The following is a 25,574-nucleotide window of genomic DNA, read 5'->3' as shown; positions in this document are numbered from 1 at the left end:
TGTCGCCGCCGCCGGTCGCGTCGCCGCTGCTGATCGTTCCTCCGCTGCCGGTCGCGTCGCTGCTGCCGGTCGCGCCTCCGCTGCCGGTCGCGTCGCCGTCGCCGGCGGTGCCGCTGTTCGGGGTGCCGCCCTGGGCATCAGTCGGTGCGTCGATGGTCGCCTCCGTGCAGTTGGTCGACCATGTGGTCGAGAACGTCGTCGAGCAGGCCCAGCCCGTCACGCACACCGCCGGTCGAGCCCGGCAGGTTCACCACGATGCTCGAGCCGGCGACCCCGGCGAGCCCCCGCGAGAGCAGGGCGCTCGCGACCTTCTGGCCACCGCGCCGACGCAGTTCTTCGGGGAAACCGGGGATCTCGTAGTCGAGCAGCGGCCGGGTCTGGTCGGGGGTGCGGTCGTGGGGGTGGATGCCCGTTCCGCCGCTGGTGACGACGAGGTCGGGTGCCGCCCGCAGCAGCTCAGCGATAGCGGGGCCGACCCCCGGGCCGTCCGGTACGACGAGGCGGTTCGCCACCGACCATCCACGAGCCGTCGCCCACGCCTCGATGAGCGGGCCGGTGCGGTCGTCGTAGGTACCCGCGGCGGCGCGCGTCGACACGATGAGGATGCCGACACTGCCCGCGCGGCCGACACTGCCCTCGCCGCCGACACTGCCCGCGCTGCCGACTCTGCCCGCACTGCCGACTCTGCCCGCGCCGCCGCCGCCCTCGCCGCCGCTCACGGCGCCACCCAGTCGCCGCTCTTGCCGCCGCTCTTGGCCAGCACCCGGATGCCGGTGATGCTGGCGTGCCTGTCGACAGCCTTGATCATGTCGTAGAGCGTCAGTGCCGCGACCGAGGCCGCCGTGAGCGCCTCCATCTCGACCCCGGTGACGCCCGTCGTCTTGACCGTGGTGCGGATCACGACGCGGGTCTCCTCGGGCGTGAAGTCGACGGTCGCCCCGGAGAGCGGAAGCGGATGGCAGAGCGGGATCAGGTTCGACGTCTGCTTCGCCCCCATGATGCCGGCGATGCGGGCCGTCGCCAGCGCCTCGCCCTTGGGCAGTTCGCCGGCCACCAGCATCGCGATGACGTCGGCTCGCGTGTTGAGCACGGCCTCGGCGTGGGCGACGCGCTTCGTCACCGCCTTGTCGGTCACGTCGACCATGAGCACAGCGCCGTCAGGGCGTACGTGTGTCAGGGCATCGGCCTCGTCGGGGCGCACGTGGGTCAGTGCATCGGCCTCGTCAGTCATCGATCCTCCACACCATCACGGGGTCGCCCGTGTCGAGGTGGGTCACCTCTGCGGGAATGTGCACCAGCGCGTTCGACGACGCATACGAGTGCAGCAGATGGGAGCTCGGGCCGCCGATCAGGGCGACCGTTCCGTCTTCCCTCACGAAGCCGCGCCGCACCTGGTACGTCTCGGCCGGCGAATCGACGGCCTCTGCCAGCATGGCGACCTCGCGCACCCGTTCGGCGGGCTCGAACTGCGCGAAGCGCCGCAGCACCGGGCGCACGAACATCTCGAACGACACCAGCGCGCTCACCGGGTTGCCCGGCAGGCAGAGCGTCGGCCGTGAGAGCGGCGTGCTCGGCGCCGACGACGGGATCACGGCGAGCCCGAGGCCCTGCGGGCCACCCGGCTGCATCGCCACCGAGCGGAACTCGACCCCGAGCGGCGCGAGCGCGTCGCGCACCACTTCGCGCGCGCCCGCGCTGACCCCGCCCACCGTGATGATGAGGTCGGCCTCCGGCCCGTGCTGGTTCAGGATGCCGAGTAGCACCGGCGCGTCATCCGACCGGCAGGCGACCGCCGTGACCTCGCACCCCGCCTCGATGAGCGCGGTGCTGAGCGCCACACTGTTGGAATCGTAGATCTGCCCGGCCGCGAGCTCAGACCCGGCGTCGCGGATCTCGTGGCCGGTCGACACCAGCAGCACACGCAGCCGCTTCACCACCTCGACCTCTGTGAGGCCGGTGCCAGCGACCACGCCGAGCTGGGCGGCGCCGAGCGTGCTGCCCTCGGGCAGCAGAACCGCGCCCGCCTGTACGTCGCTGCCCGTTCGCCGCACGTAGGCGCCGGGCGTGACCGGGGAGGTGAAGCTCACGCTGGGGCGAGCCGTCGTCTCGTTGCGCACTCCGCTACCGAGGATGAGGTCGGGCTCGCTGCCGCCGGGCTGCTCCGCCTCGGTCGTCACGCCGGGCGCCCCCGCCTCCTCCAGGTCGAAGGCCAGCTGCAGGGCATCGGGATCGGGGAACACCGGCGGAACCGCCTGCTCGATCGGCACGATCGCATCCGCCCCGGCCGGAACCGGCGCGCCCGTCATGATCGGCGCGGCGGTGCCGGCCACGAGGGGAGCCCCGCCCTCGCCGGCGGCGATCTGGGGCGCGACGCGTAGGGCGACGGGCTGCTCGGGCGACGCGGTCACGAGGTCGAACCACGAGACGGCGTACCCGTCCATCTGGGAGTTGTCGAACGAGGGCAGGTCGGTCGGCGAGAGAACATCGGCGGCAAGCACCCGGCCCCGGTAGTCGCCCGGGCGCGCGGCCAGGCGCGCGGGAGACACCACGAGCGTCTCGCTGGCGCGGTTCTCGGCCAGCGGGGCGAGCAGGCGCTCGACGGCTGCGCGGTGTTCTTCGAGGGGGCGGCGGTTCACACGTCCATCCTGCCGCACTCCTCCGACATGCCGAAGGTGCGCACCCAATCACGCGCCGAAGTCCGCGCGCACAGGGGAGCGCTCTTACACTGAGAGCATGACCGTCATGCTTCCCGTGCCGCAGATGCGGTCGGGGTCGTCTGCCGCCTCGGGTTCTGCCGAGACCGCGGCACGCGGCATCCGCCCTGCCGCAGCCGGGCTGCTCGACAGCTACGGTCGCACGGCGACAGACCTGCGCATCTCGCTGACCGACAAGTGCAACCTGCGCTGCACCTACTGCATGCCCGCAGAGGGGCTGCCCTTCCAGCCCGCGTCGAAGCTCATGCAGCGCGACGAGATCGTGCGTCTCGCCCGCATCGCCACCGAGGTGCTCGGGGTGCGCCAGGTGCGTTTCACCGGGGGCGAGCCGCTGCTGCGCAAAGACCTGGTCGAGATCATCCGCGACGTCGCCGCTCTGGATGCCCGGCCCGAGATCTCGCTGACAACCAACGCCATCGGGCTCTCCGGTCGCGCGGTGGCGCTCGCCGACGCCGGTCTCGACCGCGTCAACGTCTCTCTCGACACGATCTGCCCCGAGACGTTCGCCATCATCACCCGGCGGCCGTTCCTCGAGCGGGTGCTGAAGGGTATCGATGCGCTCGCTGAGGCGGGCATCCGCAACACCAAGATCAATGCGGTGCTGATACCCGGGGTCAACGACGACCAGGGCGCCGACCTTCTCGAGTGGGCGCTCGCGGGCGGCCACCAGCTGCGCTTCATCGAGCAGATGCCGCTCGACGCCGACCACATCTGGGACCGTGACGTCATGATCACGGCTGCCGAGATGCGCCGTCGGCTCTCCGAGCGCTTCGAGCTGACTCCGGATGCGGCGCCCCGCGACGGTGCTCCGGCCGAGCTCTACCGGGTGAAGCGGCGGGGAGCCGCCGCCGACGGCCCCGAGCTCGGCACGGTGGGCATCATCGCTTCGGTCACCGAGGCGTTCTGCGACGACTGCCGCCGCACCCGGCTGACCGCCGAGGGGGGAGTGCGCAGCTGCCTGTTCTCGCACACCGAGACCGACCTGCTCGGCCCGATGCGGGCGGGCGCCGGCGACGACGAGGTCGCCGACCTCTGGCGACAGGCCATGTGGGCCAAGCCGTCGGGCCACGGTATGTCGCTCGCGGGTTTCCAACAGCCCGACCGGCCGATGAGCGCGATCGGTGGCTGACGCGGCGATGAACGTGACGGTGCGCTACTTCGCGGCAGCCAAGGCCGCCGCCGGCGTCTCGGAGGAGACGAGAGCCGTGCCGCACGGAACCACGATCGACGGTCTGCTCGCCGATGCAGGGCTCGCCGGCATCCCGGTCTTCACCCGCAGCAGCTTTCTCGTGAACGGAATCACCACCCCCGACCGCAGCAGCAGCCTCGGCGACGGAGACACGCTCGACGTGCTGCCGCCGTTCGCGGGAGGGTGAGTCGACCGGTGATCCAGGCAAGCCTCAATGGCCCTTTCGCGAAGGTCGACCACCCCCAGGTTCCCGCCACGGCCGCCGAGCTCGCGGCGGATGCCCGGGAGTGCGTTCGTGCGGGGGCGCAGGCGTTCCACGTGCATCCGCGAACCGCCTCGGGGGCCGAGACCCTCGCCGCCGACGTCACCGACGAGGTGGTGCGCACGGTGAAGGCCAGCCAGCCGTACCCGGTCGGCGTGGGCACCGGGGCCTGGATCGAGGGTGACACCGCTCGCCGGCTCGACTACGTCTCCGGCTGGAGCGAGCCCGACTTCGCGTCGGTGAACCTGGGCGAAGAGGGTGCGATCGAGCTGATCATGCGCCTGAACGAGCGCGGAATTCCCGTCGAGGCCGGCGTGTGGACGGTCGCCGAGGCCGAGTTCCTGGTGGCGAGCGAGATCACGCCCTCCCTGCTGCGCGTGCTCATCGAGCCGGTCGAACTCGATGTGGCCAGGGCGGTCGACATCGTGGGGGAGATCCACCGGGTGCTCGACCACGGTCGCGTGGAGGTGCCCCGGCTGCAGCACGGCGACGGTGAGGCGACCTGGGTGCTGCTCGAAGACGCCGCGCGGCGCGGGGTCGACATGCGGGTCGGCTTCGAAGACACCTTCCTGCTGCCCGATGGTACGCAGGCGCAGTCGAATGCCGAGCTGGTTCGCGCCGCGGTCGAGATCGCCGGCGGGCGCTGAGGCGCTGAGGCTAGTACCGAGCGACCTCGGGGTCGACCTCGCGCGACCACGCTTCGATGCCCCCCTCGACGAACACCACGTTCTGCCAGCCCGACTGCAGCATCACGTCGCGCGCATACTGCGAACGCACGTCGAGGTGACAGTGGACGAGAATCTCCGCGCTCTTCGGCAGCACCTCCTCGGCGGCCGCCGACAGCAGCGACTGCAACGGCACGAGAACCGAGCCTTCGATACTGGCGACCTCGCGCTCCCACGGTTCGCGCACGTCGAGCAGAATGAAGTCGTCGGTTCCGGATGCCCGGCCCTCCAGTCGCGTGGCCAGGGCTGTGACGCTGATCGAGGCGGGCCTGCGGGCAGGGGTTGCGGGTGCGGCTGCCGCCGCTGTTGCCGGAGCCGCTGCCACCGCCGGGTCGGTCACGGGTGCCGCCGCCGGTGCCGCAGCGAACGGCACCTCGGTGGAGCTGCCCTCCAGCGCGTCGATCACCAGGATACGCCCGATCAGCGGTTCGCCGAAGCCGACGATGAGCTTCATCGCCTCTGTCGCCATCGCGGCGCCCACCGTTCCGCAGAGCGGGCCGAGCACCCCCGCCACCGAGCACGATTCGGCCTCATCGTCGGCGATCTGCTGCGGAAAGAGATCTCGCAGCGTCAGGCCGCTGGCGGGCATCCCGTTCGCCGCCCGCTCGCGCCAGAACGTCGAGACCTGCCCGTCGAAGCGCAGCACCGATCCCCAGACGTAGGGCATTCCGAGTTCAGCCGCCGTGTCGTTCGCGACGTAGCGGGTCGCGAAGTTGTCTGTGCCGTCGACGATGAGGTCGTAGCCGGCGAAGATCGCGGCGGCGTTGCCGGCGTCGAGGCGCCGTTCGTGCAGCTCGACCCGCACGAACGGGTTCAGTCGCTCGATGGCGTCACGGGCCGATCGGGCCTTGGGGGTGCCGACGGTCGCCGTCGAGTGGATGATCTGCCGCTGCAGGTTCGAGTCGTCGACCGTGTCGTCGTCGACGATGCCCAGCGTGCCGACCCCGGCTGCGGCGAGGTAGAGCAGCACCGGGGACCCGAGACCGCCGGCGCCGAGCACCAGAACCCGGGCCGCCTTCAGGCGGCGCTGCCCGTCGAGGCCGAGCTGCGGCATCCGGAGCTGGCGAGAGTACCGGGCGAGCTCTCGTTCGTCGAGCGGATCGCCGATGCCGACCAGCGGTGTGCGTGCCATGCCCCGAGTGTATCGCCGCCCGTCTCGGCGCCTGCTGTTGGGCGGTGGGCCGCCTGCGCCTGGTGGCCTGCGCGGCTGGTGGAAAGCGCGGCGGGCTGCCAGCGCGGCACGGCGGCCACGGGCATCCGGTTCGGTAGCCTAGAGCACCACGCGACAGAGCCACCGACGACGACCGGAAGGGGTGGGCCGTGCATCTGAAGAGCCTCACCCTCAAGGGATTCAAGTCGTTCGCGCAGCCGACGACCTTCGCCTTCGAGACGGGGGTCACCTGCGTGGTCGGGCCGAACGGCTCCGGCAAGAGCAACGTCGTCGACGCGCTCGCCTGGGTGATGGGCGAGCAGGGCGTGAAGACGCTCCGCGGCGGCAAGATGGAAGACGTCATCTTCGCGGGCACCTCGACGCGCGGCCCGCTCGGCCGGGCAGAGGTGGTGCTGACGATCGACAACGCCGACGGCGCCCTGCCGATCGACTACTCCGAGGTGACGATCAGTCGCACCCTGTTTCGGAACGGCGGCAGCGAGTACGCGATCAACGGCGACCAGTGCCGGCTGCTCGACGTGCAGGAGCTGCTGAGCGATTCGGGGCTCGGCCGGGAGATGCACGTCATCGTCGGGCAGGGGCAGCTCGACGCCGTGCTGCACGCCACCCCAGAGGGCCGTCGCGGCTTCATCGAAGAGGCGGCCGGCATTCTGAAACACCGTCGCCGCAAGGAGAAGACCGAACGCAAGCTCGAAGCGATGCAGGCGAACCTCACCCGCCTCAGCGACCTGGCGGGTGAGTTGCGACGCCAGCTGAAACCGCTCGGTCGGCAGGCCGAGGTCGCGAAAGAGGCGCAGACCATCGCCTCGGTGGTGCGGGATGCCCGGGCCAGGCTGCTCGCCGACGAGGTCGTGGCGCTGCGCACCGCGCTCGACGACCACAGTCGCACAGAGAACGAACGACGCACCGAACGCATCGTGCTGCAGGAGCGGCTCGAACAGAACCAGTTGCGCATCAACCGCATCCTCGAGGCGCAGGACGGGGATGCTGTCGACCTTGCCCGGCGAACGGCATTCGGCCTCGAGTCGGTGCAGGAGCGCCTGCGCGGCCTCTACACCCTTGCCAACCAGCGCCTGGCCCTGCTCGGAACGGAGCCGGCCGAGCGCGCCTCTGGCCCGGGCGTGACGCCCTCGATGGTGGCCGATTCGCGCGAGGAGGCCGAGCGGCTGGCCGGGGGAGTCGTGGCGGCGGAGGCGGCCTGGCTCACCGGGCAGCAGCTCACCCGGGCGGCTCGGCAGGCCCTCGACGACGCCGACGAGCAGATCGCCGCCCAGAGCGCCCTCGTCTCGCGGCACGACCTCGAGATCTCGAAGCTGGCCGGCCAGCTGGAGTCGGCCAACTCCCGGCTCGCAGCCGTGCGTGGAGAAGACCTCCGGCAGGCGAACGCGCTCGACGCTGCCGCCCTGCGCCGGGAACGGTTGCAGATCGAGTTCGTCGAGCTCGAGGCGTCCGCGGCCCTGGCCGACGCGGGGGAGACCGACCTCGACGAAGCGTACGAGTTCGCCCAGGCGGCGGTGTTCGAGGCGGAGGCCGAGATCGAACGGCTGCGGGATGCCCTGCACGGCCACGAGCGGGAACGCGACGCCCTCGCGGGCAAGGCCAGCGCCCTCTCGATGGCGCTCGGCCAGAAAGACGGGTCGAGCGAGCTCGCGGCGGCAGGCGTCGCGGGCGTGCGCGGACTCGTGGCCGACCACGTGCAGGTCGAGCCGGGCTTTGAGGTCGCGATCGCGGCGGCCCTCGGGTCGCTGGCCGACGGGGTGCTCGCCGAGACGGCGGGCGACGCGTTCGCGGCGCTCGCGCGGGCCCGGGACGGCGACATGGGGCGCGTCGAGGTGATCGTGGCGCGCGGCGGGGCGGATGCGGACGCGGGTGGCTTGGCGGATGCGGGTGGCTCGGCGGGTGCGGGCGGCGGCGCCGTGCATGGTGCGGCCGCCGCGAGCGACGGCGACGGGCGGGGGAGCCGCCGGTCCGGAACGGGCGGCGCGCCGCAGTTCGCGGGCGTTGGGCTGCGCTTCGCCGGCGAGGTCGTCACCGCGCCGGGCGGCGTGCACGCGCTGCTCGCGGCGACCCTCATCGCCGACGACCTCGACGCTGCGCGCGACGCCTGGCCGAGCATCCGGAGCCTGCAGCAGGGTGAGACCGGGGAAGCTGCTGCCACGCCCTCGACCGGAGCGAAGGGCGAGGCGGAGTCCGTCGCCCATCCCGCCATGCCTCTGACCGTGATCACGAAGGCGGGCGACGTGCTGACCGAGTTCGTGCTGCGCGGGGGGTCGGGCGCGAAACGGTCGCGGCTCGAACTGGTGGCTGAGCGCGACTCCGCCGCCGCCCGCCTCGAGACGGTGACCGCGGAGATCGACCGGGCGAAGTTCGCGCTCGCCGAGCAGCGCGGCATTCTGCAGAACGCGAAGCAGCAGTCCCAGGCTGCGCTCGCAGCGCTCCGCGAGTTCGACTCGCGTCTCGCAGCCCAGACCGAACGGCTCTCCCGCCTGAAGGCCCAGGTCGACGCGAGCCGGGGCGAGTACGAGCGCCTCGAACGCAGCCGCGCGCTCGCCGGGGAGACCGTGGCCACGGCGCTCGCCGCCGCAGACAAGGCCCGCGCCGAGCTCGAAGCGGCACGCTCCCGCCCGAGGCCCATTCTCGATGTCAGCTCGCGCGACGATCTGCTCGGGGCGCTTGAGCGAGCCCGGGAGGGCGAACTGGATGCCCGGCTGCAGCTCGAGACCGTGCGCGAGCGCGTGCGCGCCGAGCAGGCCCGCGTGCTCGACCTCGAGCGCCAGCTGGTCGCCGAGCGGGCGGCGGCGGAGGAGGCCGCCCGGCGGGAGGTGCTGCGCCGTCGGCAGGTGGATCGTGCGACCGCCGTCACGTCGAGCCTCCCCGACGTGCTCGACTCCGTCGACCGCAGCGTGGCCGCCGCCCGGCTCGAACTCGCCCAGCGCGAGGCCGAACGGGCCGAACAGAACGCCGAGCTCGGCGAGCTGCGGCGCGAAGAGGGCGGGCTGCGCGACCGGTTGCAGGGCATCACCGAGAACGTGCACGGGCTCGAACTGCAGATCTACGAGAAGAAGCTGCACCTGTCGAGCGTGCTGGAGCGCGTCGGTTCAGAGCTCGGGCTCGTCGAAGACGACCTGGTGGCGGAGTACGGCCCCGACCAGCTGATCCCCGATGACGGCCCCACGGGCATCCCGTTCGAGCGGGAGGCGCAGAAGCGCAGGCTCGCGAAGGCCGAGCGGATGCTCGCAGAGCTCGGCAGGGTGAACCCGCTCGCGCTGGAGGAATTCGAGGCGCTCGAACAGCGGCACCGGTTCCTCACCGAGCAGCTCACCGACCTGACGAACACGCGCAAAGACCTGCTGACGATCATCGACGAGATCGACGACAAGATGAAGTTCATCTTCGAGAGCGCCTTCCTCGACACGCAGAACGCCTTCGCCGAGGTGTTCCCCGTGCTGTTCCCGGGCGGCACCGGCAGCATCTCGCTCACCAACCCCGACGACCTGCTCACCACCGGCGTCGAGGTGTCGGTGAAGCCGGCCGGCAAGAAGATCGAGCGCCTCTCGCTGCTCTCGGGCGGCGAGCGCTCCCTCGCGGCGGTCGCCCTGCTGATCGCGATCTTCAAGGCCCGCCCCAGCCCGTTCTACATCATGGACGAGGTGGAGGCCGCCCTCGACGACGCCAACCTCGGGCGCCTCCTGACGATCTTCCAGGACCTCCGGAAGACCTCCCAGCTCATCGTGATCACCCACCAGAAGCGCACCATGGAGATCGCGGACGCGCTCTACGGGGTGTCGATGCGGCAAGACGGCGTCTCGGCCGTCATCGGCCAGCGCGTCGAGGTCGCCTCCTGAGGGTCTGAACCCGTCCTATACTGAGGCTTTGTCGTTTCTTCGAACGGTGGACGATGCAGCTCTCTCATGACGAAGCCGTACTCCGGCACATTGCGTTCGACGAATTCCTGCAGCGGATGGCGGAAACGCCCGATGTCGCAGGGGTGTCACGCAGACCGCCGACGCTGATCGTGCAGCATCCCGTTCGTCGGGACCAACGAGTCGGGGTGGCGGTGCCTCCGGCCCTCCTCCTGGCCGCGCATCCGGCCCTTCTCGGAACACCCGGTGAGCGCGAGGCGGAAGTGGTCGCGATCAGCGTTTGCCTCTTCGAGGCACTGATGCTCGCCTGGCAGCCCGGATCGACGATCCGCCTCGACCCACGTGGAGGGGGCTTTGTCGTCGACCCCTCCAGACCGGAAGGATCGGCGCCCTCGTTCGCGAGCGATCCTCCGCCGGTGAGGCCGCACCTCGACGACTCCGCGTTCACCGGTGTCGTCTACACCATCGAAGGGCTGGCGGTGTCGGGATGGGAGTCGTTCTTCACAGTGATCGGCGAGGCGGTCAATGGGCCCGGCGGGTACTTCGGCCGAAGCCTCGACGGCCTGGCGGATTGTCTGAACGGCGGGTTCGGCACGCCAGAGCAGCAGTTCGCCTTCGAATGGATGCGCTCCGCTGCCAGCAGGCGTCAACTCGGCTACGCGGAGGCGGTTCGGCTGCTCAATCGACAGCCGACGAGCCGCGAACGTCGTGCACGGCTGCTCGACGCGGAATGGATGCGCGGCCCGACGCCTTTCGACTGGATCGTCAGTGTGTTCGACAGCGAGAAGGTGCCCCTTCGGCTCAGCTGAGCGCGGGCGTCACTGCCCGCTGAGCACGCGCTCGCGGGCCCGCACGTACTCCTCGGCCGAGATCACGTGGCGGTGCTGCAACTCGTCGAGTTCGTGCAGGCGGTCTTCGGCGGTCCGAGCCGGGGCGAGCATCGCGCTGTTCAACGCGCGGGTGGTGAGGTCGGCCTGCAGGGTGAACGGATCGTGGCCCGATCGCCGAACCTTTCGCACATTCCTGAACATCAGGGCGATCGTGGCGACGAAGCCGACGGCGACCAGAACGCAGACCGCGACGAAAAGCAGAGGAAACACATCTGCTGCTATGGATGTTTCGGGCATCGGGTGCCCCCTTTCCTTGCTGAACCACACAACTCTTCTGCCACACCGATGTCAATGACCTTCCCAGCCCGTTCCCAGCTTGAATGCCATGCTCTGGTTCTGCGGGCACCGGCCGACGAATAGTCTGGTGTCATGGCAGAACGAACTCCGTGGTCCCTCTCCGGTGCCCTGCGCGGCATGTTCGCGAAGCGCACCATCGACCAGGACACCTGGGACGACCTCGAGACCGCCCTGATCACGGGCGACTTCGGCATCGACGTCACCGACCAGATCGTCGACGACCTCAAGGCGAAGGTCTCGCGTTACAACACGACCGACCCGAAAGACCTCCAGCGGATGCTGCGGGAGACCCTCGAAGAACGGTTCTCCAAGCTCGACTCCACACTCAAGCTCACCGAGCGGCCGGCGATCGTGCTTGTGGTCGGCGTGAACGGTGTGGGCAAGACGACGACGATCGGCAAGTTCGCGAAGTTCCTCGCGAACTACAACCGCAGCGTCGTCGTCGGTGCCGCCGACACCTTCCGAGCGGCAGCGGTGGAGCAGGTCGCGACTTGGGCCCAGCGGGCCGGCGCGCACATCGTGCGGCCGCAGCAGGAGGGTCAGGATCCGGCATCCGTCGCCTTCCAGACGGTGGAGTACGCCAAGCGGAACAGCATCGAGATCGCCATCATCGACACTGCGGGCCGCCTGCAGACCAAGGGCGGTTTGATGGACGAGCTCACGAAGATCAGGCGCGTCATCGAGAAACAGGCCCCGGTCGCGGAGGTGCTGCTCGTGCTGGATGCCACGACGGGCCAGAACGGACTGCTGCAGGCGGAGGCGTTCATCGAACACGCCGGGGTGACCGGGCTCGTGCTCACCAAGCTCGACGGCTCGGCCAAGGCCGGGTTCGTGCTGGCTGTGCAGGAGCGCACCGGCATCCCGATCAAGCTGATCGGCCAGGGTGAGGGCATCAACGACCTCACCGGTTTCACGCCGCACGTCTTCGTGCAGAACCTCATCGGTTAAACTCGTCTCACCATGGCAACTTTTGGAAACCTGTCTGACCGCTTGGCGGAGACGTTCAGAAACCTCCGCACCAAGGGCAAGCTGAGCCCGGCCGACGTCGATTCGACCGTTCGCGAGATTCGGCGCGCCCTTCTCGACGCCGACGTCGCGCTCGATGTCGTCAAGGACTTCACGGGCAAGGTGCGTGAGCGCGCCCTCGGCGACGAGGTGAACAAGGCGCTGAACCCGGCCCAGCAGGTCGTGCAGATCGTCAACGAAGAGCTGATCGGCATCCTGGGTGGCGAGGCCCGCCAGATCATGTTCGCTAAGCGGCCGCCGACCATCATCATGCTCGCCGGGCTCCAGGGTGCGGGTAAGACGACTCTCGCCGGCAAGCTGGCGAAGTGGCTCGCGAAGCAGCAGCACACACCGCTGCTCGTCGCCGCCGACCTCCAGCGCCCGAACGCGGTGCAGCAGTTGCAGGTCGTCGGCGGGCAGGCGGGGGTGGCCGTGTACGCGCCGGAGCCCGGCAACGGCGTCGGCAACCCGGTCAAGGTCGCGAAGGACTCCATCAAGTGGGCCGTCGACAAGCAGTACGACGTGGTCATCGTCGACACCGCCGGCCGTCTCGGTGTCGATGCCGACATGATGAAGCAGGCTGCCGACATCCGTAAGGCCGTGCAGCCCGACGAGGTGCTGTTCGTCATCGATGCGATGATCGGGCAAGACGCGGTCGCGACCGCGAAGGCCTTCCAGGCGGGCGTCGACTTCACCGGTGTCGTGCTCACGAAGCTCGACGGTGACGCCCGCGGTGGCGCGGCGCTCTCTGTGGCGTCGGTGACCGGGCGACCGATCATCTTCGCGTCGACCGGGGAGTCGCTCGACGACTTCGAGCCGTTCCACCCCGACCGCATGGCGTCGCGCATCCTCGATCTCGGCGACATCCTGACCCTCATCGAGCAGGCGCAGGGCGCCTTCGACGAGGAGGAGGCGAAGAAGGTCGCGGAGAAGTTCCGCACCGATTCGTTCACGCTCGACGACTTTCTCGGCCAGATGCAGCAGTTGCGTGGTGCCGGTTCGCTGAAGAAGATGATCGGCATGCTCCCGGGCGCCGGGGCCATGAAGGAGCAGCTCAACAACTTCGACGAGCGCGAGATCGTGCGCACCGAGGCGATCATCCAGTCGATGACCAAGGCCGAGCGCACGAACCCGAAGCTTCTGAACGGATCGCGCCGCGTGCGCATCGCGCGGGGCTCCGGCATGACCGTGACCGACGTGAACCAGCTCGTGCAGCGCTTCGAGCAGGCCTCGAAGATGATGAAGACGGTCGCGAAGGGCGGTGTGCCGCAGATTCCCGGCATGGGCCCGATGGCGGGTGCAGGATTCGCCGGCGGTCGCGGCAAGAAGGTTCAGGCGAAGAAGGGCTCCAAGTCGGGAAACCCGGCGAAGCGTGCCGCAGAGAACGCGGCGATCGCCTCGGGGGAGAAGGCGCCGGGCGCCGGTTCCGACGCTCCTGCCGGGTCGGGCTTCGGTCTGGGCGGCGGGCGGGGTTCCGCGCCGGAGGGCGGCCCCTCGGAGAAGGAACTCGAGTCGTTGCAGAAGTTCCTGCGCCGCTGATCCCCTTCTCGGCCTGTGCACAGGGTCTTTACTTAGGATAGCCTTACCTACAGAGGGAGGCGATCCATGCCCAGCACAAGCACGACGACTTCGGTCACGACGACGCCCGGGGGCGGTACCGCTGACGCCGATCGCGGTTCAGATCGAGACGGAGCGCGAGGAGCAGCGCAGTCGCAGAACGCGCAGTCGCAGTCGCAGTCGCAGTCGCAGAGCGCACAGTCGCAGAAGGCACAGTCCCAGTCGAGTTTTCGGGTCTTCGATGTCTCGGTCGTGCGAGTGCGGGCGCTCAGCCCGAACCTCTCCCGCTTCACCTTCGGGGGCGGCGACCTCGATGACTTCGCCGAGACCGGGTACGACCAGCGCATCAAGCTGATTCTGCCCCTGCCGGTCGTCGGCCTCGCCCCCATGCCCCGCACCGAGAACTGGTACGGAGACTGGCGTGCGCTGCCGGCGGAGCTTCAGAACCCGATCCGCACCTACACCGTGCGTGCCGTTCGGCGGCAGCTCGCCGAGATCGACGTCGACATCGTGATGCACGGCGACTCGGGCCCGGCATCGGCCTGGGCTTCTACGGCCCGCCCGGGTGACCCGCTCATCGTCGTCGGACCCAACCACCACTTCGACGGCGACTGCGGTGGCGTCGACTTCGCTCCGCCCGCCGAGACCGGCCTGCACCTGTTGATCGGAGACGAGACCGCTCTGCCGGCGATCGCCGCGATCCTCGAGAAGTTGGCTCCGGATGCCCGGGGGATCGCCCTCGTCGAGACCCCGCATGCCGACGACCGCCTGGCCCTCGGCTACCACCCCGGGGTCGAGGTTCGGCACGTCGAACGGGGTGACGGCCTGCCGGGCTCGGCGCTCGTACCGGCGGTCAGGGCGGCAACGGAGCTGCTGTTCGGCACGGGCACCCGCGCCGGCGCCGGCGCAGTGGAGGACGGTGCCGCATCCGCGCCCGCCGGTGGCGCTGCGCACGCGGGTGCCGACACTCGGAATGCCGACTCCGCGCGCGCAGCAGAGGTCGAACTCGACGACGTCGACGTGGACTCGGCCGTGCTGTGGGACGTGCCGGGGGAGTACAGCGGCATCCCGCTCTGCGATCGCACCGACGTCTACGCCTGGGTCGCGGCCGAGGCCGGCGTGGTGAAGGAACTGCGCCGCCACTTCGTGCGCGACTGCGGTCTCGATCGCTCCTGCGCCGCCTTCATGGGGTACTGGCGGCTCGGCCGCGCCGACCTCGCCTGACGGGCGCCGACCCTCTCGTCGTAGGCTACTTCCATGACCACTTCGAGCATCCGCCCTGTGCGCATCGGCGTGCAGATCGCCCCCCAGCACTCCACGTACACCGAGATTCGCGACACCCTGGCGTCGCTCGAAGAACTCGGCGTCGACATCGCCTTCAACTGGGATCACTTCTACCCGCTCTCGGGTGACCCGGAGGGCACCCACTTCGAGGGTTGGAGCATGCTGGCCGCCTGGGCCGAGCAGACCACGACCATCGAATTCGGTCCGCTTGTGACCTGCAACACCTACCGCAACCCCGACCTGCTGGCCGACATGGCCCGCACGGTCGACCACATCAGTGCCAAGAACGGAGCGGCCGGTCGCCTCGTCTTCGGCATCGGTGCAGGCTGGTTCGAGCGTGACTACGACGAGTACGGCTACGAGTTCGGTACCCCCGGCCAGCGTCTGGATGCCCTGGCCGAGGCCATGCCGCGCATCGAGTCGCGCTGGTCGGTGCTGAACCCGCCGCCCACCCGCAAGATCCCGGTGCTGATCGGTGGCGGCGGCGAGAAGAAGACGCTGCGTATCGTGGCGAAGCACGCCGACATCTGGCACAGCTTCGCCGACGCCGAGACCCTGGAGCGCAAGCTCGGCATTCTGCGCTCGCACTGCGAGGAGATCGGCCGCGACTTCGACGAGATCGAGATCTCCGCCGGCGCCAGCGTTCGCGCCGGAGTCGGGGACACCTCGATGGACTCCCTCGAAGCCCAGCACGCACTCGGCGCCACCCTCTTCACCCTCGGCATCACCGGCCCGAACATCGACACCTCGCAGGTCGCCGACCTTCTGGCCTGGCGAGACGCCAAGAACGCCGAGTAGCTCGCAGCGCGGTCGCAGCAGCACCCACGCCGTGGCCGCGCCCGAAACCGGGCTCAGCGCACCAGGCCGTGCCTCAGCTCGTGGGTGAGTGACGACACGACGGCCTTCAGGCTGCCGCCGTTCTGATCGGCCACCCGCAACTGCCGCTGGTAGCTCGCGCCCAGGTCGAGAATGAGCTCGACCTGGGCGAGCTCGGCCGAGCATCCCAGCTTCTCCGCCGTCGGCGCGAGCGTGACGAGCAGGTCGCGGATCTCGTCGGTCACGAGCCGCTCGTCGCCCGCCGGGTTCAGGATGATCTCGGCGTCGAGCCCGTAGCGGGCCGCACGCCACTTGTTCTCGCGTACGAACCACGGCTGCAGGGTCACGAGGTCTTCGCCCGCGTCGAGCTTCTCGCTCATGTGCTCGACGAGGCACTGGATGAGCGCCGCCACGGCGCCGATCTCCTGGGGGCTCGACAACCCATCGCAGGCGCGCATCTCGACAGTGCCCCACTGCGGGGAGGGGCGGATGTCCCACCGCACCTCCGTGTGGTCGTCGATGATGCCCGTCGTCATCATGTCGGCGACGTACTCCTCGTAGTTCGCCCAGCTGCCGAACTGGTAGGGCAGCCCCGCCGTCGGCAGCTGCTGGAACATCAGCGCGCGGTTCGACGCGTATCCCGTGTTCGCCCCCGCCCAGAACGGACTCGACGCGCTCAGAGCCTGGAGGTGCGGGTAGTAGGTCAGCAGGCCGTTCAGCAAGGGCAGCACCTTGTCGCGGCTCTCGACCCCGACGTGCACGTGGATGCCCCAGATGAGCATGTTGCGACCCCACCACTGGGTGCGGTCGACGAGGCGGTGGTACCGCTCCTTGTCGGTGACCTGCTGGTCGTACCACTGGGCGAATGGATGGGTTCCTGCGCACATCAACTCCACGTCGAGCGGGTCGGTGATGGCCCGCACTTCATCCAACATCCCGAGGAGATCAGCCACAGCATCCGGAACCGATCTGTGCACTTTCGTCACCAACTCGACGGTGTTGAGGAGAAGTTCGCCCGTGATCTGCGGATGCTCGGAGCCGTCGGCCCCGCGGAGGGCCTCGAGCACGTCGCCGGCGACGGACACGAGATCGCCGGAGCCCTGGTCGACGAGGGCGATCTCCCATTCGATACCGAGTGTCGATCGCTCGGAGTGTGCGAAGGTGATCTCCATCGGCATGCCTCTGACTGTGTCGGTGCCCGCGCAGCAGTCGCACGGTACGGATTTGCGGTCGTGATTACTCTATGGCCAATTTTTCTGACAGAATGGTCAGTCGAGTCTGCCCCCGCCCGACCCTCTAATCAGGCGTCGCGCAGATCCTTAGAACTTATTCTTGGCCGAGTGTGCCCCCACGCTCACGGCCGGCAGTTCGCCCCATAAAAATACTCAGGAGAATTGTGGCTGTAAAAATCCGTTTGAAGCGCATGGGCAAGATCCGCGCTCCGTACTACCGTATTGTCGTCGCCGACGCCCGCACCAAGCGTGACGGCCGTGTCATCGAGGAGATCGGCAAGTACCACCCGACCGAGGAGCCTTCGCTCATCGAGGTCGAGTCCGACCGTGCACAGTACTGGCTCAGTGTCGGCGCTCAGCCGACCGAGCAGGTCACCGCGCTGCTGAAGCTGACCGGCGACTGGGGCATCTTCAAGAAGGATGCCGCGACCTCCGTCTCGACCGTTCGCGTCAAGGCCCCGAAAGAGGCCTTCGTCGCCGACGAGAAGAAGAAGCCGGTTCTCCGCCCCAAGGCAGAGGCTCCTGCAGCCCCCGCCGCTGCGCCTGCTGACGACGCGGCCCGGGCCGACTCCGACGCCGCATCGACCGAGGCGTAAGTCTTGCTCGCACCGGCTCTCGAGCACCTCGTCAAGGGGATCGTCGACAACCCGAACGACGTTCACGTCGTGGCAAAGAACTCCCCGCGCGGCGAGGTTCTCGAGGTTCGTGTGAACCCCGACGACCTCGGCCGGGTGATCGGTCGTTCAGGTCGCACCGCCAAGGCGTTGCGCACGCTGGTCGCAGCACTTGCCGATGGCAAGCGCGTTCGTGTCGACGTGGTTGATACCGATTTCTAAGAACGAAACGCAACTGAGAGTCGGTCGCCTCACCAAAGCCCACGGGCTGAAGGGGGCGATCAAGCTCGAGCTGTTCACCGATGACCCGGAACGACGATTCGTTCCGGGCGCGGTGTTCACGCTGCAGGTCCCCACGACCTCACCCTGGCACGGCAAGACCCTCGAACTGGCTGAACTCCGCTGGTACAACGGGCATCCGGTCGGTTTCTTCGTCGGCGTTCCCGACCGAACTGCCGCCGAATCGCTGGCGAAAGCGATCCTCTGGATCGACCACGACATGAGCGAGACCACCGATGAAGAAGACGCGTGGTTCGACCACCAGCTCGTCGGTCTCGCCGTCATCCGCGACGGCGTGCGCATCGGCACCATGACGCAGATCGACCACCTCTCCGCGCAGGATCTGCTGCACGTCTCGACCGAGACGGGCGAGGTGCTGGTGCCCTTCGTGAAGGCGATCGTTCCGTCGGTGGATGTCGCGGGCGGCACCATCACGGTCACGCCCCCGCCCGGCCTCTTCGAGGAGCTCCCCGCGGCCGACACTGACGACGCTGCCCTCGACGCAGACGAAACCGCCCCCGACGCCGCCGCCGCCGACGGCGCCCCCGCCGCCGACGACGCCGAGGTCGAGCCCACCGCGGCGCCTGATTCAGCGAAGCCCGCGGAGTAGCCTTCGCGCTAGGGTTTTCTGATGCGCATCGACATCGTCACGATCTTTCCCACGTTCTTCGATGCGCTCGACATCTCCTTGCTCGGCCGTGCTCGGGAAGACGGCATCCTCGAGGTCGGGGTGCACGACCTCCGCGACTTCACCCACGACCGGCACCGCACGGTCGACGACAAGCCTTACGGCGGCGGCGCCGGCATGGTGATGAAACCCGAGCCGTGGGGCGAGGCGCTCGACGCGATCCTCGGTGAGCAGGTTCCGGATGATGGGGCCGACCGTGAGGGCGGCCCCATCGTCATCTTCCCGTCGCCGGCGGGGGAGGTCTTCACGCAGGCGATGGCGCGGGAGCTCAGCGCAGCCGATCACCTCGTGTTCGGCTGCGGGCGTTACGAGGGCATCGATCACCGCGTCTTCGATTACGCCGGCAGCCGGGCATCCGTTCGCCTCGTGAGCCTGGGCGACTACGTACTGAATGGTGGCGAGGTCGCGGTGATGGCGATGATCGAAGCGATCGGACGCCTCATTCCGGGAGTCATCGGCAACCCGGAGAGCCTCGTCGAGGAGTCGCACGAAGACGGGCTGCTCGAGTACCCGAGCTACACGAAGCCGGCGTCGTGGCGTGGGCTCGACGTTCCTCCGGTGCTCATGGGAGGCAACCACGGCGCGATCGCAACCTGGCGGCGTGACGCGCAGATCGAGCGCACGAAGAGCGTGCGACCCGATCTGCTGCCACCCGCCCAGAGTCCCTAGATGTCATAGCTGAGGAATGCTAATCTTCGGGCAGGCACCCTCAGCCCGCCATCGACGCCTCGATACTCAGCCTGCTCCTTGCCGAAGACGCCGGTTCGAGCTGCGCCGAGCAGGCGCTGATCGAGTACTCGAGAGTCGACCCCGAAGCCAGTAGGAGCCTCGCGGCCGTGGAGTACTCGCTCGCACTCCGGTATCTGAACGGTGAGGGCGGGGCCGTCGACCTCGCGCGGGCGCGACGCCACTTCGAGAACGCGGCAGTGTTCGGGCATCCGTTTCCCGACGCCCTGCGGTGGGTGGAGTGCTGATGCCGGGGCAGGGCCTGAAGCTGTCTAGGCGCGCGCCGTCAGTACGAGCGGGCCCTCCGGGGTGATCGCGATGGTGTGCTCGGCGTGCGCGCCGCGCGAGCCGTCGGCGCTCCGCAGCGTCCAGCCGTCGGGGTCGGTCACGATCTTGTCGGTGGTCTCGAGGAACCACGGTTCGATGGCGACCACGAGGCCGGGTTTGAGGTGCACACCGCGGCCCGGCCGGCCGTTGTTCGGGATGTGCGGGTCGCCGTGCATGGTGCGGCCTACGCCGTGCCCGCCGAAGTCGGTGTTGATCGAGTATCCGTCGGCGTGCGCGACGGCAGCGATGGCGGCGGAGATGTCGCCGATACGACCGCCGGGCTGGGCGGCCCGGATGCCCGCCTCCAGTGCCCGGTTCGTGGTGTCGATCAGCCGAGCATCCGCGGGCCGAGGCGTGCCGACGATGAGCGTGACGGCCGAATCGGCGACCCACCCGTCGACAGAGGCGGCGAAGTCGAGGGTGAGCATGTCGCCGTCGCGAAGCCGGTAGTCGTGGGGGAGGCCGTGCAGCACGGCGTCGTTCACCGACGTGCAGAGCACCTTGCCGAACGGGCTGGCGCCGAAAGAGGGGTGGTAGTCGATGTAGCAGGACTCGGCGCCGCGCGCGCGGATCATCTCGTGCGCGATCTGGTCGAGCTTCAGAAGATTGACCCCGACGGCCGCTCGTGATGCGAGTTCGGTGAGCACCTCGCCGACGAACGCGCCGGCCGGCCGCATCTCGTCGAGCTCGGCGGGCGTACGGAGTTCGATCATGGTGATTCCCTTTGACTTGCCTGTGTTTCAGTGGCCTGCACTGCCGTCACCACGTTACTCGCCGTACTCTTGAGGCATGTTCGTTCGCCGGGCTTTCTACTACTGGCAGGTCGCTGCTTTCGTCGTGCTTCCGCTCTGGGTTCTGATCGGGTGGTCGGTCTTCGGCGGGCAGGTCTGGCAGTTCCTCATCGTGATGCTCTCGTGCGGTGTTCTCGCGCTCGCCATGGCAGCCGTCGCCCTGCTCACCTTCGCCCGCAAGGGCGTGCGACAGACGCGTACACTGTCGTGGCTCGACGTCGGGGTGCTCAGCGCCTGGCACCTCTCGATCATCGCGGTCGGCTTCTTCCTGCCGGCCGGTTCGATCATCGCGGTTGCCGCCCTGCTTCTCGGTCTGGCGGCCTTCTGGAGTTCCATCGCCCAGTTGGTCGGGGAGACGAAGCGCCGGGTGCAGAGCGTCTTCGACACCTTCCAGTACGCGGCCGAGATGGGCGCGGCTCCCCAGCAGACGCGGGAGCCGTTGGTCGCCGATGGCGAGTACATCGTGATCGAGACCGGTCGCAGCCCGCAGAAGTAGGCGGCGGGCATCCAGTCGCCTTTGCTAATGGCGGATGCTCGTGGCAGAATGTTCGATTGTGCCACCGCCAGGCTCTGCCACAGGGGAGTTCTGCATTTTCGATCGCACACCCATTCACTGACGGGCCCGATGAGGGCCCTTAGAACGTAGTCGACCTGTGGCGGTTACAGAGAGAGATACACCATGCATATTCTCGACAGCGTCGACGCGGCATCACTGCGGAGCGACGTTCCCGACTTCCGCGCCGGCGACACGGTGCGCGTGCACGTGAACATCATCGAAGGTACGCGTTCGCGCGTGCAGGTCTTCCAGGGCATCGTCATCGGCCGTTCGGGCGAAGGCGTTCGCGAGACGTTCTGCGTTCGCAAGGTCAGCTTCCAGGTCGGCGTCGAGCGTACCTTCCCGGTGCACTCCCCGATCATCGACCACATCGAGGTCGTCACCCGCGGCGACGTGCGCCGCGCGAAGCTGTACTACCTGCGCGGTCTTCGCGGCAAGAAGGCCAAGATCAAAGAGAAGCGCGACGCCTAGGCTCTCGCCCCTCGGTTCGACGCTGGCATCTGCCCGCTTTTCCGCACAGCCTTCCTGACATTCGATCGGGGTCGCTGGGAAAATGCCGGTATCGGCTTGCGACACGAACAAACCACTGAGCTCCTGCCCCATAAAATGGGTCGGGAGCTCAGGCGGTTAAATGACAGAAACAACGTTGCGGCCACGAACGGATCGTGGTGGCAGACGCCGGGGGCGACGCCAGAAGAGCGCTGCCCTCTTCATCCGCGACATCGTCGTCATCTTCCTGATCGCGCTTCTGGCGTCGGTTCTCATCAAGACCTTCCTCGTGCGGTCGTTCTACATCCCGTCGGGGTCGATGGAGAACACGCTGCAGGTGGGCGACCGCATCCTCGTGAACGAACTCGAGCCCGGCCTGATCCCGATCGAGCGCGGCGATGTCGTCGTCTTCAAAGACCCGGGTGGCTGGCTGCCCGCTCACGTCGACCCGCCGACGACGCCCCTGGTCAGTGCGGTGAACTGGGTTCTGGATGCTGTGGGCCTCGCCGCGACAGACAGTAACGATCACCTGATCAAACGGGTCATCGGCCTGCCGGGCGACCATGTGGAGTGTTGCAATGCCCTCGGCCAGATGATGGTCAACGGCGTGCCCCTGAACGAGCCGTACCTGAAACTTCCCGACGGCATCACCAAGGTCTCCGACCTGGCCTTCGACGTCACGGTGCCCGAAGGGTCGCTCTGGGTGATGGGCGACAACCGCTACAACTCGGCCGACTCCCGGTACAACCAGACGAATCCGGGCGGCGGGTTCGTACCTGAGAGCGACGTCGTTGGCCGGGCGCTCTGGATCACCTTCCCGATCGGGCGGTGGAGCTTCCTCGACAACTACTCGTCGGTCTTCCGGGGGGCCAAGGAAGCGGCGCCCTCTTCAGCGTCGTCGGGCGGGTCGGGATGACGCCCGTCAGTGATCCGCACCTGCGGCACGAACGCGCGATGGGTCGAGCGGGAGCGTCGCTCGTGATCGGTGTCGACGAGGTCGGTCGCGGGGCGCTTGCCGGCCCCGTTGCGGTCGGCATGTGCGTCATCAATCCGGCGCGGCCGGGTAAGTTCCCGGTCGGGCTCCGCGACTCGAAGCTGCTCTCGGAGGCGAAGCGCGAGCAGCTTGCGCCTCTCGCCTCGGCGTGGGCGTGGGCATCCGCCGTCGGCCTCGCCAGCGCCGACGAGGTGGACAGGCACGGCATCATCGCGTGCCTCGGACTCGCCGGCGCGCGTGCTCTGTCGCAGCTGCAGGCCGTCGGCATCGAGCTGAACGATGCGGTGCTGCTGCTCGACGGCAACCACAACTACCTCTCCGCACACATTCACGACGAGGTGCAGGTCACGACACGCATCAAGGCCGACCGCGACTGCGCGTCGGTCGCAGCGGCCTCTGTGGTCGCGAAGGTGCACCGTGACCGGCTGATGATCGGGCTCGACTCCGAGCACCCCGGGTACGCGTGGGCGAGCAACAAGGGGTACGGCAGCGCGGCTCACTTCGAGGGTCTCGAGCTGCTCGGGCCGACCGACCATCACCGCCGCACCTGGTTGAAGAGCGAGCGGATGCTCGTTCCCCTCGATTCGGATGCATCGGTCGATGAGGCGCGCGACTCCGAGGGCACGGCTCTGGATGCCCGGATCGACGGCGTCTCGGCAGCCAACGTGCTGGCATAGACTTGTCGCACCATGGAAGAAGATGAGTTCGAGGATTACGACCGCGAGGTCGAGTTGGCCCTCTACCGCGAATACCGTGACGTCGTGTCGCAGTTCAAGTACGTCATCGAGACGGAGCGGCGGTTCTATCTGGCGAACGACGTCGACCTCGTGCGCCGCGACACCGAGCACGACTTCTACTTCGAGTTGACCATGAGTGACGTCTGGGTGTGGGACGTCTATCGCTCCGACCGCTTCGTCAAGTCGGTTCGTGTGCTGACCTTCAAAGACGTGAACATCGAAGAGCTCTCGTCGAAGGACTTCGAGCTGCCCAAGGAGCTCGCGCTCGACGAGTAGTCCCCTCCTCCACAGCCCGGCAGTCTCCGCCGTTCTCCACTGATCGGGCTCACCCCGGTTTCCGCTTCGTTCTTGCTTGCCATTCTGATGGCGGAGGCAAGAAATGAAGGCAAAAGACATACTCGGCAGGCAGGGCGAAGAGCTCGCGTCGGAGTACCTGGTCGAGCACGGCTACCGCATCCTGGAGCGCAACTGGCGATGTCGCCAGGGTGAGATCGACGTCGTCGCCGAGCGCGAGGGCGTGACGGTGTTCGTCGAGGTGAAGACGCGCTCGGGGCTCCGGTACGGGCATCCGTTCGAGGCGATCACGATCGCCAAGATGGCGCGCCTGAGACGGTTGGCGAGCGCGTGGTGCGAGGCCGCAGAGACGCGGCGCCGGCAGATCCGCATTGATGCGATCGGTGTGCTCGTGCCCCCGCGCGAGCCGGTGACCATCGAGCACCTCGAGGGCATCTTCTGATGGTCGCGCGCACGCACTCGGTCGCCCTGCTCGGCATGACCGGTTCGATGGTGGAGGTCGAGGCCGACATCGGCAACGGGTTGCCCACCCTGATGATCATCGGCCTCCCCGACACTGCTCTGTCGGATGCCCGGGATCGGGTTCGGGCGGCGGCGAACAATTCCGACTGCCCGCTGCCCACCAGCAAGATCACGGTGAACCTGTCACCGGCCGCGCTGCCGAAGCACGGCTCGACCTTCGACCTCGCCATCGCGATGGCGATCCTCGCCGCCGCCGGAACCATCTCGCCGGAGTCGGTCGAGCGCGTCGTGCACCTCGGCGAACTCAGCCTCGACGGCCGTCTCCGACCGATGAGTGGAGTGCTCCCGGCGATCGCGGCCGCGGCCCGCGCGGGGTTCCAGACCTTCGTCGTTCCGGCCGGCAACCGGCAGGAGGCGTCGCTCGTGCCGGGGGTTCGCATCGTGCCGGTCGTGTCGGTGCGCGACGCGGCGATCCACCACGGAGCGACCTTCGAGCCGGTGGTTCTCGACGTGCTCGAGGGTGCAGAAGCGCAGAGCTCTGACGAGCCCCACCACGAGCTGGCCGACGTGATCGGCAACAACGACGCCGTGCTGGCGCTGGTGGCCGCGGCGGCGGGCGGCCACCACCTGTTCATGCTCGGGCCGCCCGGTGCGGGCAAGACCATGCTCGCGATGCGACTGCCGGGCCTGCTGCCCGACCTCGACGCGGCGTCGGCGCTCGAGGTGAGCTCGGTGCGATCGCTGGCGGGAGCATCCGTTCCCCGTTCGCTCGCCACCCGGCCACCGTTCGAGAGCCCGCACCACACCGCCTCGGCCGCTGCGCTGATCGGCGGTGGTTCGAAGCAGATCCGCCCGGGCGCCGCCGCGCGTGCCTCGCACGGCGTGCTCTTTCTCGACGAAGCCCCGGAGTTCGCGGCCAACGTGCTCGACACGCTGCGGCAGCCACTCGAATCGGGGGTGATCAGCATTCACCGGGCCAACGCGGTCGCTCGGTTCCCGGGTCGCTTCCAGCTCGTGCTCGCGGCGAATCCGTGCCCCTGCGGGCAGTATGGGGCGGCAGAGATGCACTGCCTGTGCACCCCCAACGCACGCCGAAAGTACCTGGCGCGGCTCTCGGGCCCGCTTCTCGACCGCATCGACATCCAGGTGCAGGTGCGCCGCGTCACCGCTGCCCAGTTGCGACTCGGCGCGATCGAGGAGCGGCTGACGACCGCGGAGGCGCGGGCGAGGGTGGCGGAGGCGCGGTCACGCATGAGTCGGCGGCTGAGCGGCACCCCCTGGCGCCTGAACGGCGAGGTGCTCGGAACCTGGCTGCGCACCGGGCCGGTGAAGCTGGCCCGCGAGACGACCGTCGTTCTCGATCGTGCGCTCGAACGCGGGCTCATTTCGATGCGGGGGTACGACCGCATTCTGCGGGTGGCATGGACGTTGGCTGACCTCGACGGTGTCGATCAACCGGGATCCGATCAGATCGGTCGGGCCCTCTATCTCAGAAAGTCGTCGGCAGCATGAAGATCTTCTCGTTGGATGAACAGGTGGTCGTCGAGGCCGTGCGCTCGGTGAGTGCAGGCTGGGCTGCTGGGCCGGGCGCGGCTGCTCCGCGGGGTGGGCC

28 protein-coding genes are annotated in these 25,574 nt (G+C 68.7%); 21 read left to right on the top strand and 7 right to left on the bottom strand.

Annotation, left to right across the window (positions count from 1 at the left end):
• Positions 1 to 137: 137 nt before the first annotated feature.
• Genes C5B96_RS07260 through glp form a run of 3 tightly spaced genes read right to left on the bottom strand, consistent with a single transcriptional unit; the run spans position 138 to position 2,636 of the window.
• Positions 138 to 719, bottom strand: a complete 582-nt coding sequence (locus tag C5B96_RS07260; RefSeq protein WP_199176580.1) for a molybdenum cofactor biosynthesis protein B — start codon at positions 717 to 719, stop codon at positions 138 to 140.
• The gene (gene moaC, locus C5B96_RS07255) at positions 716 to 1,231 is read right to left on the bottom strand and encodes a cyclic pyranopterin monophosphate synthase MoaC (protein ID WP_104244405.1); all 516 of its coding nucleotides are present in this window, start codon (positions 1,229 to 1,231) and stop codon (positions 716 to 718) included. The genes C5B96_RS07260 and moaC overlap by 4 nt, the downstream gene beginning before the upstream one ends.
• Positions 1,224 to 2,636: a gephyrin-like molybdotransferase Glp gene (gene glp / locus C5B96_RS07250; protein ID WP_104244403.1), complete on the bottom strand. Its 1,413-nt coding sequence runs from the start codon at positions 2,634 to 2,636 to the stop codon at positions 1,224 to 1,226. The genes moaC and glp overlap by 8 nt, the downstream gene beginning before the upstream one ends.
• A 97-nt stretch (positions 2,637 to 2,733) precedes the next feature.
• Here glp and moaA point away from each other — a divergent pair, with 97 nt between their 5' ends.
• Genes moaA through C5B96_RS07235 form a run of 3 tightly spaced genes read left to right on the top strand, consistent with a single transcriptional unit; the run spans position 2,734 to position 4,812 of the window.
• Positions 2,734 to 3,843 (top strand): GTP 3',8-cyclase MoaA, encoded by a 1,110-nt coding sequence (gene moaA / locus C5B96_RS07245; protein ID WP_104244401.1) that lies wholly within the window; start codon positions 2,734 to 2,736, stop codon positions 3,841 to 3,843.
• Between the two features lie 7 nt (positions 3,844 to 3,850).
• Positions 3,851 to 4,090 (top strand): MoaD/ThiS family protein, encoded by a 240-nt coding sequence (locus C5B96_RS07240; RefSeq protein WP_233189060.1) that lies wholly within the window; start codon positions 3,851 to 3,853, stop codon positions 4,088 to 4,090.
• 8 nt (positions 4,091 to 4,098) lie between these two features.
• Positions 4,099 to 4,812: a 3-keto-5-aminohexanoate cleavage protein gene (locus C5B96_RS07235; RefSeq protein ID WP_158507136.1), complete on the top strand. Its 714-nt coding sequence runs from the start codon at positions 4,099 to 4,101 to the stop codon at positions 4,810 to 4,812.
• A 10-nt stretch (positions 4,813 to 4,822) separates the two neighbouring features.
• Here C5B96_RS07235 and moeB read toward each other — a convergent pair whose 3' ends face one another.
• Complete coding sequence (moeB, locus tag C5B96_RS07230; RefSeq protein ID WP_104244397.1) at positions 4,823 to 6,022, bottom strand: molybdopterin-synthase adenylyltransferase MoeB; 1,200 nt, start codon at positions 6,020 to 6,022, stop codon at positions 4,823 to 4,825.
• 188 nt (positions 6,023 to 6,210) lie between these two features.
• Between moeB and C5B96_RS07225 the strand changes: the two genes are divergently transcribed.
• Positions 6,211 to 9,906, top strand: coding sequence for an AAA family ATPase (locus C5B96_RS07225; protein WP_104244395.1), 3,696 nt, complete (start codon positions 6,211 to 6,213; stop codon positions 9,904 to 9,906).
• Positions 9,907 to 9,959: 53 nt separating this feature from the next.
• Positions 9,960 to 10,733 carry a barstar family protein gene (locus tag C5B96_RS07220; protein WP_233189059.1) on the top strand — a complete coding sequence of 258 codons (774 nt, stop codon included), beginning with the start codon at positions 9,960 to 9,962 and terminating at the stop codon, positions 10,731 to 10,733.
• A 9-nt stretch (positions 10,734 to 10,742) separates the two neighbouring features.
• On the opposite strand, the gene C5B96_RS07215 is transcribed toward C5B96_RS07220, so the two are convergent.
• Positions 10,743 to 11,024: an SHOCT domain-containing protein gene (locus C5B96_RS07215; protein ID WP_104244393.1), complete on the bottom strand. Its 282-nt coding sequence runs from the start codon at positions 11,022 to 11,024 to the stop codon at positions 10,743 to 10,745.
• Positions 11,025 to 11,183: 159 nt separating this feature from the next.
• On the opposite strand from C5B96_RS07215, the gene ftsY reads away from it, so the two are divergent.
• The 4 genes from ftsY (at position 11,184) to C5B96_RS07195 (ending at position 15,755) form a co-directional block, all read left to right on the top strand.
• Complete coding sequence (ftsY, locus tag C5B96_RS07210) at positions 11,184 to 12,059, top strand: signal recognition particle-docking protein FtsY (protein ID WP_104244391.1); 876 nt, start codon at positions 11,184 to 11,186, stop codon at positions 12,057 to 12,059.
• A 12-nt stretch (positions 12,060 to 12,071) separates the two neighbouring features.
• Positions 12,072 to 13,655 (top strand): signal recognition particle protein, encoded by a 1,584-nt coding sequence (gene ffh / locus C5B96_RS07205; protein WP_104244389.1) that lies wholly within the window; start codon positions 12,072 to 12,074, stop codon positions 13,653 to 13,655.
• Between the two features lie 66 nt (positions 13,656 to 13,721).
• Positions 13,722 to 14,897: a siderophore-interacting protein gene (locus C5B96_RS07200; RefSeq protein WP_104244387.1), complete on the top strand. Its 1,176-nt coding sequence runs from the start codon at positions 13,722 to 13,724 to the stop codon at positions 14,895 to 14,897.
• A 33-nt stretch (positions 14,898 to 14,930) separates the two neighbouring features.
• Positions 14,931 to 15,755: an LLM class F420-dependent oxidoreductase gene (locus C5B96_RS07195; protein ID WP_104244385.1), complete on the top strand. Its 825-nt coding sequence runs from the start codon at positions 14,931 to 14,933 to the stop codon at positions 15,753 to 15,755.
• Positions 15,756 to 15,808: 53 nt separating this feature from the next.
• Here the strand turns inward: C5B96_RS07195 and C5B96_RS07190 are convergent, their stop codons facing one another.
• Positions 15,809 to 16,945 (bottom strand): glutamate--cysteine ligase, encoded by a 1,137-nt coding sequence (locus C5B96_RS07190; protein WP_104244383.1) that lies wholly within the window; start codon positions 16,943 to 16,945, stop codon positions 15,809 to 15,811.
• Between the two features lie 224 nt (positions 16,946 to 17,169).
• Here C5B96_RS07190 and rpsP point away from each other — a divergent pair, with 224 nt between their 5' ends.
• The 5 genes from rpsP to C5B96_RS17095 all read left to right on the top strand — a co-directional run bounded on the left by rpsP (position 17,170) and on the right by C5B96_RS17095 (position 19,560).
• Positions 17,170 to 17,601, top strand: coding sequence for a 30S ribosomal protein S16 (gene rpsP, locus C5B96_RS07185; protein ID WP_104244381.1), 432 nt, complete (start codon positions 17,170 to 17,172; stop codon positions 17,599 to 17,601).
• 3 nt (positions 17,602 to 17,604) lie between these two features.
• Positions 17,605 to 17,841, top strand: a complete 237-nt coding sequence (locus C5B96_RS07180) for an RNA-binding protein (protein WP_104244379.1) — start codon at positions 17,605 to 17,607, stop codon at positions 17,839 to 17,841.
• Entirely contained in the window at positions 17,798 to 18,508 is a 711-nt protein-coding gene (rimM, locus tag C5B96_RS07175) for a ribosome maturation factor RimM (RefSeq protein ID WP_104244377.1), read from the top strand. Before C5B96_RS07180 ends, rimM begins: the two co-directional genes overlap by 44 nt.
• A 21-nt stretch (positions 18,509 to 18,529) precedes the next feature.
• Positions 18,530 to 19,255, top strand: a complete 726-nt coding sequence (gene trmD / locus C5B96_RS07170; protein WP_104244375.1) for a tRNA (guanosine(37)-N1)-methyltransferase TrmD — start codon at positions 18,530 to 18,532, stop codon at positions 19,253 to 19,255.
• 167 nt (positions 19,256 to 19,422) lie between these two features.
• Positions 19,423 to 19,560, top strand: coding sequence for an SEL1-like repeat protein (locus tag C5B96_RS17095; protein ID WP_146078108.1), 138 nt, complete (start codon positions 19,423 to 19,425; stop codon positions 19,558 to 19,560).
• 24 nt (positions 19,561 to 19,584) lie between these two features.
• Here the strand turns inward: C5B96_RS17095 and map are convergent, their stop codons facing one another.
• Positions 19,585 to 20,352, bottom strand: a complete 768-nt coding sequence (gene map, locus C5B96_RS07165) for a type I methionyl aminopeptidase (RefSeq protein ID WP_104244373.1) — start codon at positions 20,350 to 20,352, stop codon at positions 19,585 to 19,587.
• Positions 20,353 to 20,428: 76 nt separating this feature from the next.
• On the opposite strand from map, the gene C5B96_RS07160 reads away from it, so the two are divergent.
• The 7 genes from C5B96_RS07160 (at position 20,429) to C5B96_RS07130 (ending at position 25,474) form a co-directional block, all read left to right on the top strand.
• Positions 20,429 to 20,926: a hypothetical protein gene (locus C5B96_RS07160; protein ID WP_104244371.1), complete on the top strand. Its 498-nt coding sequence runs from the start codon at positions 20,429 to 20,431 to the stop codon at positions 20,924 to 20,926.
• Positions 20,927 to 21,109: 183 nt separating this feature from the next.
• The gene (gene rplS / locus C5B96_RS07155) at positions 21,110 to 21,457 is read left to right on the top strand and encodes a 50S ribosomal protein L19 (protein WP_104244369.1); all 348 of its coding nucleotides are present in this window, start codon (positions 21,110 to 21,112) and stop codon (positions 21,455 to 21,457) included.
• A 160-nt stretch (positions 21,458 to 21,617) separates the two neighbouring features.
• A complete protein-coding gene (lepB, locus tag C5B96_RS07150; RefSeq protein WP_104244367.1) occupies positions 21,618 to 22,391 on the top strand; it encodes a signal peptidase I in 774 nt (257 codons plus the stop codon).
• On the top strand, positions 22,388 to 23,146 hold the full coding sequence (locus C5B96_RS07145; RefSeq protein ID WP_104244365.1) for a ribonuclease HII: 759 nt from the start codon (positions 22,388 to 22,390) through the stop codon (positions 23,144 to 23,146). The genes lepB and C5B96_RS07145 overlap by 4 nt, the downstream gene beginning before the upstream one ends.
• Positions 23,147 to 23,158: 12 nt before the next feature.
• Entirely contained in the window at positions 23,159 to 23,482 is a 324-nt protein-coding gene (locus tag C5B96_RS07140; RefSeq protein ID WP_104244363.1) for a DUF2469 domain-containing protein, read from the top strand.
• Between the two features lie 103 nt (positions 23,483 to 23,585).
• Positions 23,586 to 23,942, top strand: coding sequence for a YraN family protein (locus C5B96_RS07135; RefSeq protein ID WP_104244361.1), 357 nt, complete (start codon positions 23,586 to 23,588; stop codon positions 23,940 to 23,942).
• Positions 23,939 to 25,474 (top strand): YifB family Mg chelatase-like AAA ATPase, encoded by a 1,536-nt coding sequence (locus tag C5B96_RS07130; RefSeq protein ID WP_104244359.1) that lies wholly within the window; start codon positions 23,939 to 23,941, stop codon positions 25,472 to 25,474. The genes C5B96_RS07135 and C5B96_RS07130 overlap by 4 nt, the downstream gene beginning before the upstream one ends.
• Positions 25,475 to 25,574 lie beyond the last annotated feature (100 nt).

Source organism: Subtercola sp. Z020, assembly GCF_002931235.1.
In the GTDB taxonomy this organism is placed as follows: domain Bacteria; phylum Actinomycetota; class Actinomycetes; order Actinomycetales; family Microbacteriaceae; genus Subtercola.
The sequence above is the reverse complement of the archived record's forward strand: the minus strand, read 5'-3'. Positions and strand labels throughout refer to the sequence as shown.

Bases quoted from the DNA above. Each gene is read 5' to 3' on its own strand.
- C5B96_RS07160 (WP_104244371.1), top strand. From the start codon at position 20,429: ATGTTCGTTCGCCGGGCTTTCTACTACTGGCAGGTCGCTGCTTTCGTC.
- C5B96_RS07135 (WP_104244361.1), top strand. From the start codon at position 23,586: ATGAAGGCAAAAGACATACTCGGCAGGCAGGGCGAAGAGCTCGCGTCG.
- moaA (WP_104244401.1), top strand. From the start codon at position 2,734: ATGACCGTCATGCTTCCCGTGCCGCAGATGCGGTCGGGGTCGTCTGCC.
- rimM (WP_104244377.1), top strand. From the start codon at position 17,798: ATGGCAAGCGCGTTCGTGTCGACGTGGTTGATACCGATTTCTAAGAAC.
- map (WP_104244373.1), bottom strand. From the start codon at position 20,352: ATGATCGAACTCCGTACGCCCGCCGAGCTCGACGAGATGCGGCCGGCC.
- moeB (WP_104244397.1), bottom strand. From the start codon at position 6,022: ATGGCACGCACACCGCTGGTCGGCATCGGCGATCCGCTCGACGAACGA.
- trmD (WP_104244375.1), top strand. From the start codon at position 18,530: ATGCGCATCGACATCGTCACGATCTTTCCCACGTTCTTCGATGCGCTC.
- C5B96_RS07145 (WP_104244365.1), top strand. From the start codon at position 22,388: ATGACGCCCGTCAGTGATCCGCACCTGCGGCACGAACGCGCGATGGGT.
- C5B96_RS07190 (WP_104244383.1), bottom strand. From the start codon at position 16,945: ATGGAGATCACCTTCGCACACTCCGAGCGATCGACACTCGGTATCGAA.
- C5B96_RS07220 (WP_233189059.1), top strand. From the start codon at position 9,960: ATGCAGCTCTCTCATGACGAAGCCGTACTCCGGCACATTGCGTTCGAC.
- rplS (WP_104244369.1), top strand. From the start codon at position 21,110: ATGCATATTCTCGACAGCGTCGACGCGGCATCACTGCGGAGCGACGTT.
- C5B96_RS07240 (WP_233189060.1), top strand. From the start codon at position 3,851: ATGAACGTGACGGTGCGCTACTTCGCGGCAGCCAAGGCCGCCGCCGGC.
- C5B96_RS07140 (WP_104244363.1), top strand. From the start codon at position 23,159: ATGGAAGAAGATGAGTTCGAGGATTACGACCGCGAGGTCGAGTTGGCC.
- ffh (WP_104244389.1), top strand. From the start codon at position 12,072: ATGGCAACTTTTGGAAACCTGTCTGACCGCTTGGCGGAGACGTTCAGA.
- C5B96_RS07195 (WP_104244385.1), top strand. From the start codon at position 14,931: ATGACCACTTCGAGCATCCGCCCTGTGCGCATCGGCGTGCAGATCGCC.
- moaC (WP_104244405.1), bottom strand. From the start codon at position 1,231: ATGACTGACGAGGCCGATGCACTGACCCACGTGCGCCCCGACGAGGCC.
- C5B96_RS07200 (WP_104244387.1), top strand. From the start codon at position 13,722: ATGCCCAGCACAAGCACGACGACTTCGGTCACGACGACGCCCGGGGGC.
- ftsY (WP_104244391.1), top strand. From the start codon at position 11,184: ATGGCAGAACGAACTCCGTGGTCCCTCTCCGGTGCCCTGCGCGGCATG.
- lepB (WP_104244367.1), top strand. From the start codon at position 21,618: ATGACAGAAACAACGTTGCGGCCACGAACGGATCGTGGTGGCAGACGC.